The sequence below is a fragment of the Flavobacterium sp. genome (assembly GCF_035299245.1).
Lineage (GTDB): Bacteria > Bacteroidota > Bacteroidia > Flavobacteriales > Flavobacteriaceae > Flavobacterium.
This window is the reverse complement of sequence record NZ_DATGWY010000003.1, coordinates 1-21,791: the sequence shown is the minus strand read 5'-3', so window position 1 is coordinate 21,791 and position 21,791 is coordinate 1. Positions and strand designations below refer to the sequence as shown.

The 21,791-nt window shown below is 35.5% G+C and carries 14 protein-coding genes and 1 pseudogene; 10 read left to right on the top strand and 5 right to left on the bottom strand.

The window, feature by feature from the left end; genetic code table 11:
* The first annotated feature begins 17 nt into the window (after nucleotides 1-17).
* Nucleotides 18-1,076 carry a hypothetical protein gene (locus VK161_RS01540; RefSeq protein WP_324212987.1) on the top strand — a complete coding sequence of 353 codons (1,059 nt, stop codon included), beginning with the start codon at nucleotides 18-20 and terminating at the stop codon, nucleotides 1,074-1,076.
* On the opposite strand, the gene VK161_RS01535 is transcribed toward VK161_RS01540, so the two are convergent.
* Nucleotides 1,045-1,728 carry a cell division ATP-binding protein FtsE gene (locus VK161_RS01535; RefSeq protein ID WP_324212986.1) on the bottom strand — a complete coding sequence of 228 codons (684 nt, stop codon included), beginning with the start codon at nucleotides 1,726-1,728 and terminating at the stop codon, nucleotides 1,045-1,047. The genes VK161_RS01540 and VK161_RS01535 overlap by 32 nt on opposite strands.
* Before the next feature lie 194 nt (nucleotides 1,729-1,922).
* On the opposite strand from VK161_RS01535, the gene VK161_RS01530 reads away from it, so the two are divergent.
* From VK161_RS01530 to VK161_RS01495, 8 genes are all read left to right on the top strand, one after another.
* Nucleotides 1,923-4,937: a tetratricopeptide repeat protein gene (locus VK161_RS01530; protein WP_324212985.1), complete on the top strand. Its 3,015-nt coding sequence runs from the start codon at nucleotides 1,923-1,925 to the stop codon at nucleotides 4,935-4,937.
* A 35-nt stretch (nucleotides 4,938-4,972) separates the two neighbouring features.
* Nucleotides 4,973-6,736, top strand: a complete 1,764-nt coding sequence (locus VK161_RS01525; protein WP_324212984.1) for a TonB-dependent receptor — start codon at nucleotides 4,973-4,975, stop codon at nucleotides 6,734-6,736.
* A gap of 111 nt (nucleotides 6,737-6,847) precedes the next feature.
* Nucleotides 6,848-7,297 carry a hypothetical protein gene (locus tag VK161_RS01520; RefSeq protein ID WP_324212983.1) on the top strand — a complete coding sequence of 150 codons (450 nt, stop codon included), beginning with the start codon at nucleotides 6,848-6,850 and terminating at the stop codon, nucleotides 7,295-7,297.
* Nucleotides 7,298-7,481: 184 nt separating this feature from the next.
* On the top strand, nucleotides 7,482-9,098 hold the full coding sequence (gene asnB / locus VK161_RS01515; protein WP_324212982.1) for an asparagine synthase B: 1,617 nt from the start codon (nucleotides 7,482-7,484) through the stop codon (nucleotides 9,096-9,098).
* 337 nt (nucleotides 9,099-9,435) lie between these two features.
* A complete protein-coding gene (gene gyrB / locus VK161_RS01510; RefSeq protein WP_324212981.1) occupies nucleotides 9,436-11,376 on the top strand; it encodes a DNA topoisomerase (ATP-hydrolyzing) subunit B in 1,941 nt (646 codons plus the stop codon).
* Nucleotides 11,377-11,486: 110 nt separating this feature from the next.
* Complete coding sequence (gene mdh, locus VK161_RS01505) at nucleotides 11,487-12,419, top strand: malate dehydrogenase (RefSeq protein ID WP_324212980.1); 933 nt, start codon at nucleotides 11,487-11,489, stop codon at nucleotides 12,417-12,419.
* A 217-nt stretch (nucleotides 12,420-12,636) separates the two neighbouring features.
* A complete protein-coding gene (secDF, locus tag VK161_RS01500) occupies nucleotides 12,637-15,633 on the top strand; it encodes a protein translocase subunit SecDF (protein WP_324212979.1) in 2,997 nt (998 codons plus the stop codon).
* 153 nt (nucleotides 15,634-15,786) lie between these two features.
* The gene (locus VK161_RS01495) at nucleotides 15,787-16,326 is read left to right on the top strand and encodes a hypothetical protein (RefSeq protein WP_324212978.1); all 540 of its coding nucleotides are present in this window, start codon (nucleotides 15,787-15,789) and stop codon (nucleotides 16,324-16,326) included.
* A 78-nt stretch (nucleotides 16,327-16,404) separates the two neighbouring features.
* Here VK161_RS01495 and lgt read toward each other — a convergent pair whose 3' ends face one another.
* The 4 genes from lgt to folE all read right to left on the bottom strand — a co-directional run bounded on the left by lgt (nucleotide 16,405) and on the right by folE (nucleotide 20,015).
* A complete protein-coding gene (lgt, locus tag VK161_RS01490; RefSeq protein WP_324212977.1) occupies nucleotides 16,405-17,352 on the bottom strand; it encodes a prolipoprotein diacylglyceryl transferase in 948 nt (315 codons plus the stop codon).
* 58 nt (nucleotides 17,353-17,410) lie between these two features.
* Nucleotides 17,411-17,665: a membrane protein insertion efficiency factor YidD gene (gene yidD / locus VK161_RS01485; protein WP_324212976.1), complete on the bottom strand. Its 255-nt coding sequence runs from the start codon at nucleotides 17,663-17,665 to the stop codon at nucleotides 17,411-17,413.
* 22 nt (nucleotides 17,666-17,687) lie between these two features.
* Complete coding sequence (gene cysS, locus VK161_RS01480; protein ID WP_324212975.1) at nucleotides 17,688-19,169, bottom strand: cysteine--tRNA ligase; 1,482 nt, start codon at nucleotides 19,167-19,169, stop codon at nucleotides 17,688-17,690.
* A 174-nt stretch (nucleotides 19,170-19,343) separates the two neighbouring features.
* On the bottom strand, nucleotides 19,344-20,015 hold the full coding sequence (gene folE / locus VK161_RS01475; RefSeq protein ID WP_324212974.1) for a GTP cyclohydrolase I FolE: 672 nt from the start codon (nucleotides 20,013-20,015) through the stop codon (nucleotides 19,344-19,346).
* A gap of 237 nt (nucleotides 20,016-20,252) precedes the next feature.
* On the opposite strand from folE, the pseudogene VK161_RS01470 reads away from it, so the two are divergent.
* A pseudogene (locus VK161_RS01470) lies at nucleotides 20,253-21,791 on the top strand (hypothetical protein); the annotation flags it as partial.

The following is a 21,791-nucleotide window of genomic DNA, read 5'->3' as shown; positions in this document are numbered from 1 at the left end:
CATTACGTCCCATAGGATTGGCATTAATTCAGGGTTTTCCTTTTCTTTTTGGTTGTGGTAAAAATGAATTATTCATAATTAATATTTTTATAAATCTTTTTTTTTGGATAGCAACATCGGTCTTCATTTTTAAAATACTAAATGTTTATTTAAATAAAAAAAAAGCATTTTTAATCTCATCAATGAATTTGGTTCTTATCGGAAGTGCTATTTGTGTTTTTGACTTACTTGCCGAAAATATTTATATTTTTTTTATTGTGTTGGCTATTTTTTTTCTGCAAAAGCATTACACAACATACCAATTTAAGTATTTAGCATTCTGTCTTTCTATACTAGTTTTTTCGATGCTAATTAAACCAGGCTCAAAATTATTAGCACTTTGTTTTGTGATTTTTTACTTCCGCCAATTGATAAGAAATTACAAACAAAAATCAATGTCTTTTTTCTATGCGAGCTGGATGTTAGTAATGTTTCAATGTTATTCTGTTAAACAGCACTATGGGGATTTCACTATCAGTTATATTGATTCAATTACGTATTATAATTACTTAGGAAGTAAAGCATCTTGTTTGAAAGAAGGTAAAGAGCTAGATCAATCTCAAAATCCCCGTGGAGAATACTTTTTCTCATTAAAATATGATGAAATGGGCAAAGTTGCATTCAATGATGTATTGAATCAAATAGAAAACAATACATTCAATTTGGTTTATGCTTATATGTCAGATGTATATGATAATTCTACTGCTGGAAATACTGCTTTGTATTATTCAGTTAATTTAAAAAGCAATAGTTATTTCGAAAGTTTTAAAGCATTCTTTTTTAAAGTTTCTAAATGGCAAAATAGGATAATTACTTTTATCGGTTTTTTTCTTGCGGTTTTTTTAATTTACAAGTTTTTTAGAAGTGATAAAGTAATTGTTGCGTGTAGTTTTTTTGTGTTGTATACAATTTTTCTTTCAGGAATATCATGCTCTCAAGGCGACCGCTTTCATTTTGTGTTTTATCCTTTTGTGTTGATTTTAGTTGGGAAATTGATTTCGGTACTTACACCGTCTTCTGAACCACTTCAAAAATAGAACCGTCTTCGCATTTTAAAGTTTTTGAAGGGAATTTCATCAACAAAGCATAATCGTGAGTAGCCATAATGATGGTTTTACCGTTGGCATTGATTTTTCGCAATACGTCCAATACTTCTACACTGGTTTGTGGATCCAAGTTTCCAGTTGGTTCATCGGCTAAAATAAATTCAGGATCGTTTAATAATGCACGTGCAATAGCAACACGTTGTTGTTCTCCACCCGAAAGTTGGTGCGGCATTTTGTTGGCAAATCCTTTCATTCCAACCTTATCCAACACTTCGTCAATTTTGTTCTGCATTTCGGTGGCATCGGTCCAGCCGGTTGCTTTTAAAACGAACAACATGTTGGCAGAAACCGTTCTATCAGGTAATAATTGAAAATCCTGAAAAACAATACCAATTTTTCGTCGTAAATACGGAATGTCTTTTTCTTTCAAATGCACCAAATCGTATTCTACAATGTGTCCTTCGCCTGTTGTTAGAGGTAAATCAGCGTAAAGCGTTTTGATGAAACTACTTTTTCCAGTTCCAGTTTTACCAATAATGTAGATGAATTCGCCGTGTTTGACTTCTAAATTAATATTCGATAAAATGACTTTATTCGATTGATAAATACTAACGTTTTTCAGAGATAAAACTGATTCAGACATAATTGGATGGGTTTAGTGGGTAAAAGTACTAAGTTAACGTAGCTTTTCAAAATAAATTTTAGATTTATTGAAGGTTGTTTGCTCGCGTTAAACATTTGTGAAATTGTTAAGAAAAATGTTTATAATAAATACCAATTGCGGTGCGTTATTAGGTGTAGGCTAACCTATTTTTGATATTCATTAAATCCATTACAATGCGAAAACTCCTTATCTTATTTTTTCTATTATTTTTAGCTGAAAACAATTCGGTTCAAGCCCAACAATCGGCTGTAAATACGCATTCGTTATCCGAGTACGATAAAGCGATTTCACTCTACAACGACAAGCAGTTTTTGGCCGCTCAGATTTTGTTCGAAAAAGTAAAACAACGCGCCACGAGCCAAGAAGTGTTGTCGGATTGTTCGTTTTACATTGCCAATTGTGCCATTCGCCTTGAGCAATCCAATGCCGATCAATTGATGGAAGACTTCGTGACCGAATATCCAACCAGTACTAAACAAAACCAAGCGTATATTGGTGTCGCCCATTTTTATTTTGAAGAAGGACGCTATCCTCAAGCTTTGGAATATTTTGATAAAGTAGACGAAAGCGCGTTGACCTACGATGAATTAGAAAAATACAATTTCCAAAAAGGCTATTCGTATTTCAATGCAGGGAAAAAGAAGGAGGCAACAACTTACTTTAATAAAGTAGCCAATTCCAAAGAATACGGTTCGCAAGCCAAATATTATTTGGGTTTTATGTCGTATGAAAATGACGATTACAAAGAAGCAACCAAATATTTCGACCAAGTTTCAGGTGAAGAAAAGTACAAGGAAAAACTGTCGTATTTTCAGGCGGATATGAATTTTAAATTAGGAAATTTCCAAAAAGCTATTGATTTAGGTGTTGCTGCCATGCCAAAATCGACTGCTGCTGAAAAATCAGAGTTGAATAAAATTATTGGAGAAAGTTATTTTAATCTTAAACAGTACGATAAAGCTTTACCTTATCTTAAAGAATACAAAGGCAAAAAAGGAAAGTGGAACAACACCGATTTTTATCAATTGGGTTATACGTACTACAAACAAAATGATTTTGAAAACGCCATTTCACAGTTCAATAAAATCATCGATGGAAATGATTTTGTAGCACAAAATGCTTACTATCATTTGGGTGAAAGTTATCTGAAAACGGATAAAAAACAACAGGCCTTGAATGCGTTCAAAAGTGCTTCTGAAATGGAATTCGATACCAAAATCCAAGAAGATGCCAATCTGAATTACGCCAAATTGAGTTATGAATTAGGAAATTCGTACCAAAGTGTACCTGACGTACTTTCAGCGTTTTTAGCCAAATACCCAACTTCACCCAACAAAGAAGAAATTGAAGGTTTGTTAATCAACTCGTACATTACCTCTAAAAATTACAAACAAGCGTTGGCTTTGTTGGAGAAAAATAAGAGTCCACAATACAAAGCAGCTTATCAAAAAGTGACTTTTTACAGAGGATTAGAATTGCACACCGACGGCGATTACCAAGAAGCATTGAAAATGTTTAAAAAATCGTTAGCCGAGCAAAAAGATCCAAAATTTACGGCTCGTGCCATGTTTTGGAAAGGTGAAACCGAATACGTTTTGGACAGTTTCAATGAAGCATTATTGAGTTTCAAACAGTTTGAAGGTTACGCTGAGGCGAAAAACACACCCGAATTCAAAAACATCAATTACAACATTGCTTATGCGTATTTCAAACAAAAAGAATACGATCAGGCAGGAAATTATTTTCAGAGTTTTGTTGATGGAACTAAAGACGATAAAATTCGATTGAACGATGCGTACTTGCGTTTGGGCGATAGCCGATTTGTAACTTCCAAATACTGGCCAGCAATGGATGCGTATAATAAAGCCATCGAATTAAAAAGTGTTGATGCTGATTACGCTGCGTTTCAAAAAGCCATAAGTTATGGTTTTGTTCAGAAAAACGATAAGAAAATAGAGGATTTCAATAAGTTTCTTCAAAACTTCAAAACATCGCAGTACCGTGATGATGCGTTGTTCGAATTAGGAAATACGTATGTAACCGAAAATAAAACCGATTTGGCTTTGTCTACTTACGATCAACTGCTAAGAGAATTTGGTTCGGGTTCGTATGCATCGAAAGCGATTTTACGTCAAGGTTTGGTGTATTATAATGGGAACAAAGATGATGCAGCCATTACTAAATTCAAAAAAGTAGCTGCTGATTTTCCAAAATCACCCGAAGCACTAGAAGCAGTTGCCACCGCACGTTTGATTTATATGGATAATGGCAAAGTAGATGAATACGCTGCTTGGGTTCGAACACTTGATTTTGTTGAGGTTTCTGACGCCGAATTGGATAACGATACCTACGAAGCAGCCGAAAAACAATATTTGCAAAACAATGTGAAACAAGCGATTTCGTCATTAAGCGGTTATGTTTCAAAATTTCCAAACGGAATTCATGCTTTGAAAGCGAATTTCTATTTAGGACAATTGTATTTCGCTGACAATTTAGCGGCAACGGCAGTTCCAAATTATGAATATGTGGTTTCTAAACCGCGTAATGAATTTACCGAGCAGTCATTGGCCCGTTTGTGTGAAATTCATCTGAAAAAAGACGATTTTACAAAAGCAATTCCAGTTTTAAAACGTTTGGAAACCGAAGCCGATTTCCCGCAAAACATCACTTTCGCGCAAGCCAATTTGATGCGTGCATATTACGAACAAAAAGATTATGCTAATGCGGTTGTTTATGCAGATAAAGTACTGGCCAATCCGAAAACAGACAACAAAGTTAAAAGTGATGCGCAAATCATCGTAGCACGTTCGGCCATAAAAGTAAATGACGAAGCTAAGGCGCGAACTGCTTATGCCAATTTATTGAAAATTGCTAAAGGAGAATTGGCTGCTGAAGCATTGTATTACGATGCTTACTTTAAAAATAAAGACGGTAAATACGAAGACTCTAACAAAACCGTTCAGAAGCTTTCTAAAGATTATTCGGGATACAAATATTTTGGAGCTAAAGGTTTAGTAATAATGGCGAAAAACTTCTACGGATTGAAAGACAGTTTCAATGCTACCTACATTTTGGATAGTGTAATTGAAAATTTCAAAGAATTTCCTGATGTTGTTCAAGAAGCACAAACCGAATTGGATGTAATCAAAACTGAAGAAGCCAAAACCAATTCATCCATCACTAAATAATCCAAATCATCAATCTCTTTTCAGAAATACATACTATGAAAGTAACAAAATATATAGTCGCCAGTTTTTTAGTGTTCAGCTTACAATTGAGTTTTGGACAAAAGAAAGACGAGAACATCGGAAGTGAAGTGGTAAATGTGGTAAAACCCTACACACCAACTATTTCTGATGCGTTTAAAGTGAAAGAAACACCCTCGTTTGAAGACGAAGAAACCAACAAAAAAGAAGAAATTAAGTACAATATTTTTTCATTTCCCGTGGCTTCAACCTTTACACCATCTAAAGGAAAAGCAGCTGGAGTTGATAAATCAGCCAAAGAGAAATTATTCAGTAATTATTTAACCTTGGCAGCTGGAAATTATGGTAATATCAATGCCGAATTATTCGTAACTCAAACATTAGAAAATAACGATTACGTAGGAGCGATGTTACGTCACAGTTCGTCTCAAGGCGGAATTGAAGAAGTGGTTTTAGACGATAAATTTTATGATACGGCTTTGGATTTTACCTACGGAAGCAAAAACCGCGATTTGTCGTGGAATGCCGATTTAGGCTACCAAAATCAAGTCTACAATTGGTACGGTGTCAACCCGATTTTTCAAACGTCGTTGCCGCAACCGTTTTATGATGAATTTATTGAAGCTATAGATGAAAAACAAACCTATCATACCATTAATGTTGGTGGTAGATTGAGTTTAAAAGAAAGTATTTTCAAAGAAGGAGAAGTAAAATTTACTCGTTTTTGGGATGCTTTTTCATCAAGTGAAAATCGGTTTTATGCCAAGCCAAGTCTAGAGTTTGAAGTAATGGATGAAAAAATCAAAGCCAATTTCATTTTTGACTACATCAACGGAAGTTTTGATAAAAGTTATGAAGGTGGCGAAGCGTTTAAATACGGAAATACAAATGTTGGTTTTCATCCTAGTTTCCAAATCAACAGAGATGATGTTTCAATTAATTTAGGCGCCGCATTTTTCTACAGTGTGGCAACAGAAGGTAGCGATAATAAATTCTTCATCTATCCGCAAATTAATGCTTCGTACAAAGTCGTGGGCGATTTGATGATTGCCTATGCTGGAGCAGAAGGAACACTGAAGCAGAATTCCTATCGTGATTTTGTGCAACAAAATTTCTTCGTTTCTCCTACTTTGGCGATTGGTCCAACCGACCAGAAATACGATATTTATGTTGGTTTGAGAGGAAAATTAGCCAATACAATTGGATACAACATTCGCGGTTCGTTGATGAACGAAGATTATAAAGCGATGTTCAGAAGTAATTTGTACGATTCGTATAACACCAACAAAGAAGGTTATACACACGCTAATTCATTTGATGTAGTGTATGATAATGTGAAAACAGTTAGTTTTTATGGTGAATTAAAAGCCGATTTCAGTAAAAATGTATCGTTCGGAATCAACGGAACATTCAGTACTTATACGACTGATGTTGAAGAAGAATCGTGGAATTTACCTGGCTTGCAGTTGGCTGCCAATTTAGATTTTAACATTACAGAAAAATGGTACGCAGGAACCAAAGTGTTTTTTGTTGGTGAGCGAAAAGACTTGACATTTGTACCAACAGCTTTAGCTATTTTTCCACCGCAATACGCTCCAGAAACCATTACTTTAGATAGTTATTTCGACTTAAATGCACATCTTGGTTACAAACACAATGAGCGCATGACATTTTTCTTAAAAGGAAACAACTTGGCTGGACAAGACTATCAAAAATGGGTAAATTATCCTGTACAAGGTATTCAGGTGTTGTTGGGTGCGAATTATAAATTTGATTTCTAGAATTTTTAACCGCAAAGACACAAAGAACTCGCTAAGCACGCAAAGATTTATTTTATAACTTTGCGTGCTTTTGCGTAAAACATTGCGAACCTTGCGGTTAAATTTATTATAATGAGCTTAAAAAACAAAATCCTCCAACACCACCAACAACTTCTTCAAGATAAAATTGATGTGTTTCGCGATATGATTTCGGGTTTGACAGATGATGCTCAAAACGATGCCAAAGGTTCGGCTGGCGATAAACACGAAACCGCTTTATCCATGATGCATTTGGAGCAAGAAAAACTCAATCACAAGCTTAAAGAAATTCTGCAACAAAAAGCCATTTTAGACAAAATTGATCCCAATGCTATTCACCAAAAAATAGCTTTAGGAAGTGTAGTTCAAACCAATGGAATGTTACTTTTTATAAGTGCTGCTTTACCCAAAATTACCATCAAGAATCAAACCATAATAGCCGTTTCTCCACAATCACCATTGGGAAGCAAATTGATGGGAAAAGAAATTGGTTTTGAGTTTGAAATTGGGTCAACTAAGTACATTGTCGAAAGCATCTCTTAAAATTTATTCCCTACTTATTTATAATTTTTAACTGTGGTGTTGAAATTCTACTGTTTCTCTTTATAAAAATCATTTTATTTATGTTTTTAGTTTTAAATTGTAACTAATAATCGATTTTTGGTTTTAATTGATGAATCAATACTCCAATTTTGCTTCATCAAATAAATAATTAAAGAATACGATTATGTGCGGAATATTAGCCATTATAGGAAAAGGTAAAGACGAGCAATTAGTAAAACAACTTTCAAAAAGAATGTCACATCGCGGACCAGACGAAAGCGATATACACATAACCGAAAACGGTCACATTTTAAGTCATGAGCGTTTGTCCATCATCGATTTACATTCGGGTAGACAACCTATTCAAGGATGTTCAACCGCATGGATGGTTCACAATGGAGAAATCTACAACCACCAAGAATTGAGAGATACAATATTAAAAGATCATACATTCCGCTCAAAATCAGATTCAGAAGTAATTGTTCATTTGTATGAAAAATACGGATACGATTTTGTTCATTTATTAGACGGAGATTTTGCTTTTGTAGTAATTGATGGTGATGATTACATTGCTGGTCGTGATCCACTTGGAGTAAAACCATTGTATTATGGTATGGATGAACGAGGCAGAATGTACTTTGCTTCCGAAATGAAACCTATTGCCGATCAATGCAAAACATTTTCTACTTTTCCTCCGGGTCATTATTATACTCCAGAAACTGGATTCGTAAAATACTATAAACCAGAATACGAAGATTACACTAAAGCTACGGCCGAATTGGATTTAGAAGCCATCAGAGAATCATTGACCGAAGCTACTCGTAAACGTTTAATGAGCGATGTGCCAATTGGAGTTTTACTTTCTGGCGGATTGGATTCGTCGTTGACTTCTTCAATCGCTGCTCGTTTATTGAAAGAAAAAGGAAAAGAATTGCATTCCTTCTCAATTGGTTTGGATGCTGATGCACCTGATGCCAAAGCCGCACGAAAAGTAGCTGAGTTTTTAGGGACAAAGCACCATGAAATTCATTTTACCATCGAGCAAGGAATTGAAATTTTAGATAAATTAATTTGGCATTTGGAAACCTATGATGTGACTTCGGTTAGAGCGAGTACTCCTATGTATTTCTTATCAAAAGCAATTACTGATTTAGGTATCAAAGTAGTGTTGTCGGGTGAAGGTGCAGATGAGGTATTTGGAGGTTATTTGTATTTTAGAAACGCTCCAACAACCGAAGATTTTACCAAAGAAACCATCGAAAGAGTTCAGAAACTATTTACGGCCGATTTGTTACGTGCTGACAAATCAACTATGGCGCACGGATTGGAAGCTCGTGTTCCATTCTTGGATAAGGCGTTTTTGGATGTTGCCATGAAAATTAAAGGCGAAGAAAAACAACCTAAAACATATGATGGAGTTGAAAAATACATTCTACGAAAAGCCTTTGATACTCCAGATCAACCGTATTTGCCGCAAGAAGTTTTGTGGCGACAAAAAGAACAATTTTCAGATGGAGTTGGATACAGTTGGATTGACACACTAATCGAATTTTGTGCATCTCAAGTAACTGATGAACAAATGGAAAAAGCGGCTGAATTGTATCCTTACAACACGCCAGCAACCAAAGAAGCCTATTATTACAGAACAATATTCCATAAGTATTATCCACAAGTAAGCGCAGCTCAAACCGTACGAAAATGGATTCCGAAATGGCAAGAAAATCAAGACCCAAGTGGAAGAGCAAACGCGGCCCACGTAAAAGCCGATACCGAAATTGCAAAATCTACGGTCACAGTATAATCGAAAGATTATTTATTGAAGTTTAGTTTGTTTGTTAGAAACACTCATCGCCCGATGAGTGTTTTTTTATTTAAAAATAGAAGCCCTAAATGATGTAATTTGTTAGCGAATTTCAATCATGAAAACGATCAATTGTGGGCTGTTTTAAATTGACTTTCCGATTTAGGTTAAAAAAACCTCATTTTTAAGTCTTTATTTTAAAAATAAAACGCTAAATAATTATTAAACACAAATGTTAATAACTTGCGTTATAAAATGCTTAAAATCGCTTTAAAATCACCTCTGAATTTATATATTTGCGTGTTAGTCAAAATTCATACTTACGATACAATTTAATATGAGCGAAGAAAATAAAAAAAATAGCTATTCAGCCGACAGTATTCAGGCGTTAGAAGGAATGGAGCACGTAAGAATGCGTCCTTCCATGTACATTGGAGATACGGGCGTTAGAGGTTTGCACCATTTAGTTTATGAAGTAGTAGATAACTCAATTGATGAGGCGTTAGCAGGTCACTGTGATACAATCAGCGTATTTATTAATGAGGATAATTCAGTAACAGTTGAAGATAACGGTCGTGGTATTCCAGTCGACATGCACAAAAAGGAAGGTGTTTCTGCTCTTGAAGTAGTTATGACCAAAATTGGTGCGGGTGGAAAATTCGACAAAGATTCATATAAAGTATCAGGTGGACTTCACGGTGTTGGGGTTTCCTGTGTGAATGCACTTTCCGATCATTTGAAAGCTACTGTTTTTAGAGACGGAAAAATTTACGAACAAGAGTACGAACGCGGTAAAGCAATGTACCCTGTGAAGCAAGTAGGAGAAACTACCAAAAGAGGAACTACAGTAACTTTTCAGCCTGACAAATCAATATTTACTCAAACCATTGAATATTCTTATGACACCTTGGCTGCTCGTATGCGTGAGTTGTCGTTTTTGAATAAAGGAATTACTATTACGCTTACAGACAAAAGAGAAACCAATGACAAAGGCGAATTTGTAGGCGAAGTTTTTCATTCACAAGAAGGGTTGAAAGAGTTCGTTAAATTCTTAGACGGAAATCGTGTGCCAATTATCGGTCACGTAATCTCAATGGAAAATGACAAAGGAGAAGTTCCTGTTGAAGTAGCTTTGATTTATAACGAAAGTTATTCTGAGAATATCTTCTCTTATGTAAATAACATCAATACCCACGAAGGAGGAACGCATTTGCAAGGTTTCCGTATGGGATTGACTCGTACTTTAAAGAAATACGCCGATGCATCGGGGTTGTTAGAAAAATTAAAATTTGAAATTTCAGGTGATGACTTTCGTGAAGGATTAACGGCTATTATTTCGGTAAAAGTTCAGGAACCACAGTTTGAAGGTCAAACGAAAACCAAATTAGGAAATAGAGAAGTAGTTTCTCCGGTTTCGCAAGCCGTAGCCGAGATGTTGGAAAACTACTTGGAAGAAAATCCAAACGACGCAAAAATTATTGTTCAAAAAGTAATTTTGGCTGCTCAAGCACGTCATGCCGCTAAGAAAGCTCGTGAAATGGTACAACGCAAAACCGTTTTAGGTGGTGGAGGTTTACCAGGAAAATTATCCGATTGTTCGGAACAAGATCCGGCAAAATGCGAAGTGTATTTGGTTGAGGGTGATTCGGCGGGTGGAACTGCTAAACAAGGACGTGATAGAAACTTTCAAGCGATTTTGCCTTTGAGAGGTAAGATTTTGAATGTTGAAAAAGCAATGCACCACAAGGTGTTTGAAAACGAAGAAATCCGAAATATTTTTACAGCTTTGGGTGTAACTATTGGAACTGAAGAAGATTCCAAAGCCTTGAACTTAGAAAAATTACGTTACCACAAAGTAATTATCATGTGTGATGCCGATGTCGATGGTAGTCACATTGCTACTTTGATTCTGACGTTTTTCTTTAGATTTATGCGTGAATTGATCGAAGGAGGACACGTTTACATCGCTGCGCCACCTTTGTATTTAGTAAAAAAAGGAAACAAAAAAGAATACGCTTGGAACGACGACCAACGTGATTTGGCTAATGAGCGAATGGGAGGAAGTGCAGCTATTCAACGTTATAAAGGTTTGGGAGAGATGAATGCGGAGCAACTGTGGGAAACTACCATGGATCCGAATTTCAGAACGTTGCGTCAAGTAACCATCGATAGTTTAACAGAAGCAGATCGTATTTTCTCAATGTTGATGGGTGATGAGGTTCCACCTCGTAGAGAGTTTATCGAGAAAAATGCAGTGTATGCTAACATCGATGCGTAATTAGAATTGCAAAAGCCCTAGCCCCGATTGAAGAGGATTCCGATTTGTCGGAAGGAACGGAAAGCGGGATTAGCTTTAAATAAAAATAAAAACATTAACAACTAGAAAAAATGAAAGTTACAGTAGTAGGAGCAGGAAACGTGGGTGCCACTTGTGCTGACGCGATTGCTTACAGAAGAATTGCGAGTGAAATTGTATTATTAGACATCAGAGAAGGTTTTGCTGAAGGAAAAGCGTTAGATATTACGCAAACACAAACTACTTTAGGATTCAATACTAAAGTAAGTGGAAGTACTAATGACTATTCTAAGACAGCAGGAAGTGATGTAGTAGTAATTACATCAGGAATTCCAAGAAAGCCAGGAATGACTCGTGAAGAGTTAATCGGAATCAATGCTGGAATCGTAAAAACAGTGGCTGAAAGTTTATTACAACATTCTCCTAATGCGATTGTAGTTGTGGTTTCCAACCCGATGGATACTATGACCTACTTAACTTTGAAAGCTACTGGTTTACCAAAAAACAGAATCATTGGAATGGGCGGAACGTTAGACAGCTCTCGTTTCAAAACCTATTTATCATTAGCCTTAGACAAACCAGCCAATGATATTTCTGGAATGGTAATTGGTGGTCACGGTGATACGACTATGATTCCTTTAACTCGTTTGGCATCGTACAATGGTGTTCCGGTTTCTCAATTTTTATCAGAAGAAGAATTAGCAAAAGTAGCTGCCGATACTATGGTAGGTGGAGCCACTTTAACTGCTTTATTAGGAACTTCAGCTTGGTACGCGCCAGGTGCATCAGTTGCTTATTTAGTAGATGCTATTTTGAATGACCAAAAGAAAATGATTCCATGTTCAGTGTATCTTGAAGGTGAATACGGACAAAGCGATATTTGTATAGGTGTTCCATGTATTATTGGTAAAAACGGAGTTGAAAAAATAGTTGATATCAATTTAAATGAAACCGAAAAAGCCTTGTTTGCAAAAAGTGCTGATGCAGTACGTGCAATGAACGGCGATTTGAAATCGGTTTTGTAATTTTAAAATAATAACAAACAAAAAAGACTGCAATTTTTTGCAGTCTTTTTTTTGAGATTAATAGCTAAATAATTTGTTAATCTAAGGCAGAATCATATATTTGCACGTTTCAAAAAAAGTGAAATAGCGTTGATTGTTCGGTTGTTGCTGAATATCAATAATTTATCACCTTTTTTTAACAATCAACCTAACAAAAATTAATTAATTTTTAGTAATAATGCAGAATAAAGGACTTATTAAATTTTTCGCAATTTTATTTGCACTGGTAAGTATTTACCAACTTATTTTCACTTTTGTTGCAACTGGCGTACAAAGCGATGCTAAAGCTTTTGCAAAAGGAGATCAAAAGAAAGAAGTACAGTATTTAAACGACCAAAAAAACAAAAAAGTATACAGCTTTTTGGGTCTTATAGACTATACTTACGAAGATGTTAGTGGAAAACAAATCAAAAAAGGTCTTGACTTAGAAGGTGGTATCAACGTTACCCTTCAAATTTCTGTTAGAGATGTATTGGTTGATTTGTCAAACCAATCTAAAAATCCTGTTTTCAATAAAGCCTTGGATGATGCCAAGAAAAATCAATTAGGTAATCAATCGTATTTGGATGCCTTCTTCGATGCTTTTGAGGCTGCTTCAAATGGTTCTACAAAATTAGCTTCACCTGATATTTTTGCCAATAGAAATCTTGCTGATGAAATCAATTTCAATATGACTGATGACCAAGTTAAAAAGGTAATCAGAAGAAAAGTTGACGAATCAGTTGAAAGTGCTTTCGGAGTATTAAGAACACGTATCGATAAATTTGGTGTAACTCAGCCTAATATTGCTAAGTTAGGTCAAACAGGAAGAATTCTTATCGAATTACCGGGAGCAAAAGACGAAGACAGAATTAAAAAATTAGTTTCTGGAAAAGCGGAATTAGAATTCTGGGAAACTTATAAAATTGAAGATTTAGGTCAGTTTTTAATGGCTGCAAATGAAGCTTTAAAAGCAACTGAAAAATCAGCGGTTACTACAAAAGAAGTTAAAACTACTGCTGAAGATTCTCTTTCTAAATTATTAGCTGACGATAAAAAAGACGCAAAAGAACCTAAAAAAGGAGACAATCCTTTATTCGAAAAATTTGTTTCTCAAGGTGGTGGTCCAATTTTAGGAGTTGTTGCTGCTAAAGATAAAGATGCTGTTGATGCTTATTTGAAAAGAGCTGATATCGTTTCGTTACTTCCAGCTGATAAAAAATACGCTAAATTCGTTTGGGGTAAACCTGTAAAAGTTACTGATGAGAAAACTAAATTGGTTACTGAAACTTTCGAATTGTATGCATTAAAAGGAAATAGAGACGATAAAGCACCTTTAAGTGGTGGTGTTATTGTTGATGCGCGTGACTCGTTCGATCAAATGGGTAAGCCTTCTGTTTCAATGCAGATGAATGGTCAAGGTGCTAAAGTTTGGGAAGAATTAACAGGAAAAGCATATTCTGATAAAGGATATATTGCTATTGCATTGGATGATGTAGTGTATTCTGCACCAGGTGTATCAAGCGGTCCTATTGCTGGAGGAAGATCTGAAATTTCTGGAAACTTTGTGGTTGAAGAAACTAAAGATTTAGCCAACGTATTGAGAGCAGGTAAATTACCAGCTTCTGCCGAAATCATTCAATCAGAAGTAGTTGGGCCATCTTTAGGGCAAGCTGCTATTGACGCAGGTATGACTTCTTCTATTGTTGGTTTCTTATTAGTGTGTTTGTGGATGGTGTTTTACTATGGTAGAGCAGGTTGGTATGCTAATGTAGCTTTATTATTGAACTTATTGTTCTTGTTTGGAGTTATGGCAAGTTTCGGATTTGTACTAACATTGCCAGGTATTGCGGGTATCGTTTTAACTTTAGGTACTGCGGTAGATGCGAACATTATTATATATGAAAGGGCGAAAGAAGAACTCCGTGAAGGTAAAACCCTTGCTGAAGCTGTTAAATCAGCATACGGTTGGAAAGGAGCAATGCGTTCAATTATTGATGCCAACGTAACTCACGTTTTAACTGGAGCAATTTTATTCATTTTTGGAACTGGACCAATTCAAGGTTTCGCATTGACATTGTTAATCGGTATTTTTACTTCGTTGTTTACATCCATCTTTATTGCTAGAATCTTTATCGATTTAGATATTCAACACAATAGATCTCTTGCATTCTGCGCTCCATGGTCGAAAAATTGGTTCACTAACTTCCATATGGATGTTATCGGAATGAAAAAATGGACGTACATTATTTCTAGTACAGTTATCATCGTAAGTTTTGTTTCTTTCTTTGTGAATGGTTTAGATGAAGGTGTTGATTTTGTTGGAGGAAGAACCTATCAAATTAAATTTGAGAAACCGGTTGAATCAACAACGGTTGCTGACGAACTTTCAGTAGCATTCGGAACACCAGTTGAAGCTAAAGTTTTCGGTAGTGATGATCAGTTAAAAATCACAACCAAATACAGAATCAAAGACGAAGGAACTGAAGTGGATACCGAAGTGAATAAAAAGTTATTCGACGGATTGAAAAAGTACTTCCCAAATATGACCTACGAGCAATTCATCAATGCTAGTGATGGAAAAACTATGGGAGTTTTACAAGCCTCTAAAGTAGGTGCGGCAATTTCGGCTGATATCAAAACCAATTCGTTTTGGGCCGTACTTGGAGCAATGTTAGTGGTTGGTTTGTATCTTGTGATTTCATTCCGTAAATGGCAATTCTCATTAGGTGCAATTGCAGCTGTTGTACACGACGTAATTTTTGTTTTAGGTGTGTATTCACTTTGCTACAAATTCATGCCTTTCCACATGGAAATGGATCAACACTTTATAGCTGCGATTTTAACAGTTATTGGTTATTCTATGAACGATACCGTAATTGTATTTGATAGAATTAGAGAATTCCTTGCTGGAAACAGAAAAGGTAGCTTTAAAGAAATTGTAAATGCATCAATTAATACGACATTATCAAGAACCTTGAATACTTCATTAACAATGATCATGGTATTATTAATCATGTTTATTTTCGGTGGTGAATCCATTAGAGGATTTATCTTTGCCATGTTAGTGGGAATCATTGTTGGAACTTATTCCTCGTTATTCATTGCAACTCCAGTTTTAGTGGATACAATGAAACAAAAAGATATTAATGAAATAGAGAAACGTCATGCTGCTGCAAATGCAGTTAAAGAATAAACTAGTAAGACAGTAAATAAGTTCTTATACTATTTACATACAATGAGCTCGATATTTATCGAGCTCATTTTTTTTAATAAATAAAGACTACTTAAATGTAACAAAATGCTGTTACAGTTTACTTATCAGGACGTTTCTATTTTTTTGCGCATCATGGATAAAAAAGTTTTTTTGAAAATAAGCTATTATTTTGTGCTTGCAATTCTCCTCTATAGTCTGAGTATTCAGTTGTGGGATTATTTTCATGAAGGTGTTCCAAGTCACCACTTTTTAGCCAACAAAAATCTTCCAAAAGTATCCAATTGGTGGGGAATAATTTCACTTCCTTTAGCAGTTGCTTTCTTGTTGTATCGAATTCAATTAAGAGAGTTTGCCCATTCGAATAGTATTGAAAAGAATAAAATTAAACGTTTGATTCTCCATTTCGGATTGGCTTTCCTGTATGCTATGATTATAGCGGTCTCTTTTTCAACCGATAATTCGCCTATCTCTAGCTTTTTTTTCTTCGGAATTTTTGCATTTGCATTGTTCTTTCCGCTCTATAAATCCGAATTTTGTTTAGGCTTTATATTGGGATTGAGTTACACCTTTGGCGGTGTTTTACCACTAGTTATTTGTCTTTTTTTAGCAATAATTTGCTTTGTCTTACTAACTGTTTCACGATTGGTTTGGGTTAAACTTGTGAAACGATGAAAAATTGAATCTAACCAATGTTTCAAAAAAAAAGCATCGAAATAACTTCGATGCTTTTTGCTTTGGTAAGTTCAATTTTTAAAATAATTTATTCGGATTATCATCATTTTTATAAATGTCATCGGGTAGCGGTTTTTGAGCTAGGAAGATGAACACAATTCCAACTACAATAAACGGAATACTCAACCATTGTCCAGTTGAAAATAAACCCAATGATTCTTCGATTCCACCCTGACTTTCTTTTACTTTTTCTACAAAGAAACGCACCGTCCATAATAAAACTAAAAAGAATCCAAAAAGCAAACCGTGTTTTTCTTTATAATCTGTTTTTACATACAAGAAAACCAAAATCAAAAACACAAAAATATAGAAAAAAGCCTCATACAATTGAGCAGGATGTTTTAATGGAACTTGCGCCAGAATATTAGCAAAATTTGGGTCGGTGGCGATGGCGTGATACGCTTCGTCTGCATTTCCTAATTTAGTAAGATTTATAGCGTCTTCTGCCGAAAATTGATCCCGTAAAAATCGAACTCCGAATTGCGATGTGGTTTCTTTTCCAATAATTTCCGAGTTAAAAAAATTCCCAATTCGTACAAAGACTGCTCCGCATGAAACCGGAATCACAACACGATCTAAAACCCACAACAATGGACGTTTTATTATTTTAGTACTGTAGAAATACATCGTTATGATAATGGCAATTGCTGCGCCATGACTCGCTAAGCCCGCAAATCCAGTAAATTGAAATTCAGGTTGGAATTTAAAAGGCAATAGAATTTCTGCAGGATGATTTCTGAAATATTCCCAATCATAAAAAAATACATGGCCTAATCGAGCGCCAATTAGTGTTGCAATGACGGTCCAAATAAAAAGTGTGTCTAATTTTTCAATCGATTCTTTTTCTTTTTCGAATATTTTCTTCATGATGTACCATCCTAAACCAAAGGCTATGACAAACATCAAACTGTAAAAACGAATGGTAATTGGGCCAAGATGAATACCTTCTGAAGGATTCCAAATCATAAGATAAGTGATTAAGTTATTTTCCAAAAATAGTAAAAAAGGATTAGACTTTCCTTAATTATTTGTTAGAGTATTTTTTTTCTGGGACAGGATCGTAACCCGATTTGCCCCAAGGATGACAACTTAAAATACGTTTGATGCCTAGGTAATTTCCTCGGAAAAATCCATGCACCTTTAAAGCTTCAAAATAATAACTGGAGCAAGTAGGCTCAAATCGACACGTGTGTGGTGTAAACGGAGATATACAAATCTGATAAAATCGGATGAAAAACAGTATCGGTGTATTTAGTATTTTTTTTAATAAAGCAATCATAATTACAACTCGTTTCTAGTCATTAGAATGTAAAGGTTGTTCCGTCTTTTCCGTCTTTCAACTGAATTCCAAGTGCCAACAACTGATCTCTAATTTGATCTGATAAAGCAAAGTTTTTGTTTGCTCTGGCTTCATTTCTCATGGTAATTAAAAGTTGAACAGTGCCTTCTAATTTTTCAGTAGTATTACTGGTTTCATTTTCATTCTTGATACCTAAAACATCAAAAATAAAAGTATGTAAAGTGGCTGTTAATAGCTCCAAATCTTCTTTAGTAATTGATTCTTTACCATCATTAATCAAATTAATGTACTTGATGCCTTCAAACAATTGAGCAATTAAAATCGGTGTGTTAAAATCATCGTTCATCGCGTCATAGCAACTCTGTTTCCAGGCTTCAACATCAATAGTAGAAGTATCTTTAGTTGTTAAACTAGCAGCTAATTTGATTCCTTCCATCAATCGAACAAAACCTTTTTCGCTGGCAATCATGGCATCATTAGAAATGTCCAAAACACTGCGGTAATGCGCTTGCAAAAAGCAAAAACGAACAATACTCGGGTGAAAAGCTTTTTCAAAGAAATCATTATCACCATTGATTAATTCCATCGGTAAAATGTAATTTCCTGTCGATTTACTCATTCGCAATCCATTCATGGTAAGCATATTGGCATGCATCCAATATTTTACCGGAGAAACGCCATTGTGTGCTTTTCCTTGAGCAATCTCACATTCGTGATGTGGAAATTTCAAATCCATTCCGCCACCATGTATATCAAAAGTTTCTCCTAAATATTTGGTGCTCATGGCAGTACATTCCAAATGCCAACCCGGAAAACCTTCACCCCAAGGCGAATTCCAACGCATAATATGGGCAGGAGAAGCGCTTTTCCATAAGGCAAAATCTTGCGGATTCTTCTTCTCATTCTGACCGTCCAAATCGCGCGTATTAGTCAATAATTCTTCAATATTTCGGTTGTTCAATTCACCATAATTCAACCCACGTTTGTTGTATTCCAATACATCAAAATAAACCGAGCCTTGGCTTTCGTATGCAAATCCTGCGTCAATCAATTTCTGTGTCAATTCAATTTGCTCCAAAATGTGTCCAGTTGCTGTTGGTTCGATATTCGGAGGAAGAAAATTAAATAAATCCAATACTTTGTGAAAGTAAACTGTATATTTCTGAACCACTTCCATTGGCTCTAATTTCTCCAAACGCGATTGCTTTACAAAACGATCGTTGTCCACATTTCCGTCGTCGGTCAAATGCCCAGCGTCGGTGATGTTGCGAACGTATCTAATGTTGTAACCCAAATGCAAAAAATACCTGTAAATCACATCAAATGACATAAAAGTCCGCACATTGCCCAAGTGAACGTTGCTGTAAACGGTTGGTCCACAAACATACATTCCAATGGCTCCTTCATGAATCGGTTCAAAAGTCTCTTTTTCTCCCGAAAGAGAATTGTAAATTTTCAAAGTGTAATTAGTATACAGTTGCATTTTATGTTTTTTTTGAAGCTATTTCCTGCTATCCATTTCAACTCCTCGTTACATTGGCTGCTTTTGTAAGCGTTTGAAAAGCTTCCTTTGGTCGCTTTACAAACACAACAAAATCAAGCCAATTTCACTGCGGGGTTTTCATTGCTATCTGGGCTAGTTCGTTGAGTGGTAGTATTAAAATTTAGTGTCCAATTGGATGTAATCCAAAAATTCACGTTTTACTTTTTCGTCTTTAAATTTACCTCCAAATTCAGAAGTAACCGTGCTGCTTTCAATGTCTCTTATTCCTCTCGAATTCACACACAAATGTTTGGCATCGATAATGCAGGCAACATCTTCTGTTTTCAGAACGTTTTGCAATTCTTTTACAATCTGCATGGTCAATCGTTCTTGTACTTGAGGTCTCTTGGCAAAATAATCTACTATTCGATTCATTTTTGAGAGTCCAACAACAGTTCCATTCGAGATGTAAGCCACGTGCGCTCTCCCAACTATCGGTAATAAATGATGTTCGCAAGTAGAGTAAAGCGTAATGTTTTTTTCTACCAACATTTCTCCGTACTTGTAATTGTTTTCAAAAGTAGAAGAACTCGGTTTTTTATTAGGGTTCAGTCCGCCAAAAATTTCTTTCACAAACATTTTGGCTACTCTGTTGGGAGTTCCCTTTAGACTATCATCTGTTAAATCGATGCCTAATGTGTGTAAAATATTCTCTACATCTTTTTTTATAAGTTCAATTTTTTTTTCGTCAGAAAGATCAAACGCATCCGATCGCAACGGATTATTAACATTTGTAAAGATGTGGTTGTGACCGATTTCGTCGTTAAACTCTTCGTTATTTGTCATTATAAACAGATTATTTTAAGAGCAGCAAAGATAATATTATTATTTTTATGAATTTGAAACTAAAAAAAATAAAATTTAAGACAATTTAATATTAAAAATATGTAAATTTCGCTCCTCAAAATAAATAAATTTAGGGAGATTTGACTTTCGGTTGTCTTATACTTAACATAGGTTACAACTACTTGTTTTAATCATTTTCAGCCTTTTTGCTGTTGAAATATAATTACATTACCTCTTATGAAAAAGAACTACTTTATCAAGTTTGTATTATTTTTAAATTTACTTTTTTCTTCTTTTATTGGTTATTCTCAGAGTGCTGTTTGTAATGGTGCTGAACCAGTTTGTGGAGGTGGTGGGTTTTCATACACCAACTCAACAGGTCAAGCCAGTATAGGTAGCCCAGATTGTTTGGGTTCTGCTCCAAACCCAGCTTGGTTTTACTTTCAAGTGTCACAATCAGGTCCAATTAACATTATGTTAAACCAAGGGAATAACGCTCCCAATTACAACAACCAAGACGTTGACTTTATCTGTTGGGGACCATTTACTTCCACAAATGCTACTGTCAACTGTAACAATTTATATGATTTTCCTGATGGTAATACTTCCATACCAGATAACGTAGTTGCTTGTAGCTATTCAGCTGCTGCAGTTGAAAATTTTTCAATTCCTAATGCTTTAGCTGGCCAAGTATATGTTTTATTAATCACCAACTTTTCCAATCAACCAGGTCAAATTGAGTTTACCCAAACCAATATAAATAATGCCAATGCTGGATTAACTGACTGTGAATTACTTTTAACTTTAGGACCAAACATTACTATTTGTCAAGGTCAACAGGCAATTTTAACTACTTTGGTTAATGGTGCTAGTGATGCCAATGCATATGCAGGAGCAACTTTTACATGGACATCTACTGCTCCAGGATTTGTTCCTCCAACTACAAATACGGGTATAATAACAGTAACAGAGGCAGGAACTTATACTGTAACCGTTACTAAGCCAGGATTTCCTGCAAATACTTCTACCAGTGTTGTAGTATCGTATCCAACTCCACCGCCTTTTGCAGCACCCAATAATATTCAACAATGTAGTAATCAGCCCAATTTTAACTTAACTCCGAATCTTGCAGCTATTTTTAATGGAACTGGTTTAAACCCTGCTGATTTTGCGATTACTTTTCATACTAGTTTAACAGATGCTGAAGGCCTAAGTAACCCTATTGGAAACCCAACGAATTATCCTATAAGTGGTAGCTCTCAAACCATATACATGGGTATTGAAGATAACTCAGCAAATGGAGGAGCATGTATTTATACAGCTTCGTTTACTATCGAAGTAGTAATGTGTCAATTAGACCCAGGTACGCCTCCAAATTTAATATTGTGTGATGATGTTTCAAACGATGGTTTTGCTACTTTTGATTTGACTCCTCAAACATTACCTGCTTTGAACGGGGCAAATCCTTCTCTATATACAATTTCTTACCACATAAGTCAAGCCGATGCAGACAGTGGAGCTAACCCTATTTCGCCAATTAATAGTTATACGAATACCTCAAATCCACAAACGATTTATGTACGAATGGAAGAGAATGCCAATCCTCTTACTTACGGTACAGATTCTTTCCAACTCATAGTCAATCAGTATCCAATTGCAGGTTTAGACGGAGCGATAACTGTTTGTGAAACGAGTACCACTGCGATAGATCTATTCAGTTTAATAACAGGAGAGCAGTCGGGCGGAGTTTGGACACAGAATTCTGGTTCAGGAGGA

Coding starts and splice junctions, on each gene's coding strand:
- VK161_RS01535 (WP_324212986.1), bottom strand. CDS start 1,728: ATGTCTGAATCAGTTTTATCTCTGAAAAACGTTAGTATTTATCAATCG.
- VK161_RS01530 (WP_324212985.1), top strand. CDS start 1,923: ATGCGAAAACTCCTTATCTTATTTTTTCTATTATTTTTAGCTGAAAAC.
- VK161_RS01525 (WP_324212984.1), top strand. CDS start 4,973: ATGAAAGTAACAAAATATATAGTCGCCAGTTTTTTAGTGTTCAGCTTA.
- VK161_RS01520 (WP_324212983.1), top strand. CDS start 6,848: ATGAGCTTAAAAAACAAAATCCTCCAACACCACCAACAACTTCTTCAA.
- asnB (WP_324212982.1), top strand. CDS start 7,482: ATGTGCGGAATATTAGCCATTATAGGAAAAGGTAAAGACGAGCAATTA.
- gyrB (WP_324212981.1), top strand. CDS start 9,436: ATGAGCGAAGAAAATAAAAAAAATAGCTATTCAGCCGACAGTATTCAG.
- mdh (WP_324212980.1), top strand. CDS start 11,487: ATGAAAGTTACAGTAGTAGGAGCAGGAAACGTGGGTGCCACTTGTGCT.
- secDF (WP_324212979.1), top strand. CDS start 12,637: ATGCAGAATAAAGGACTTATTAAATTTTTCGCAATTTTATTTGCACTG.
- VK161_RS01495 (WP_324212978.1), top strand. CDS start 15,787: ATGGATAAAAAAGTTTTTTTGAAAATAAGCTATTATTTTGTGCTTGCA.
- lgt (WP_324212977.1), bottom strand. CDS start 17,352: ATGATTTGGAATCCTTCAGAAGGTATTCATCTTGGCCCAATTACCATT.
- yidD (WP_324212976.1), bottom strand. CDS start 17,665: ATGATTGCTTTATTAAAAAAAATACTAAATACACCGATACTGTTTTTC.
- cysS (WP_324212975.1), bottom strand. CDS start 19,169: ATGCAACTGTATACTAATTACACTTTGAAAATTTACAATTCTCTTTCG.
- folE (WP_324212974.1), bottom strand. CDS start 20,015: ATGACAAATAACGAAGAGTTTAACGACGAAATCGGTCACAACCACATC.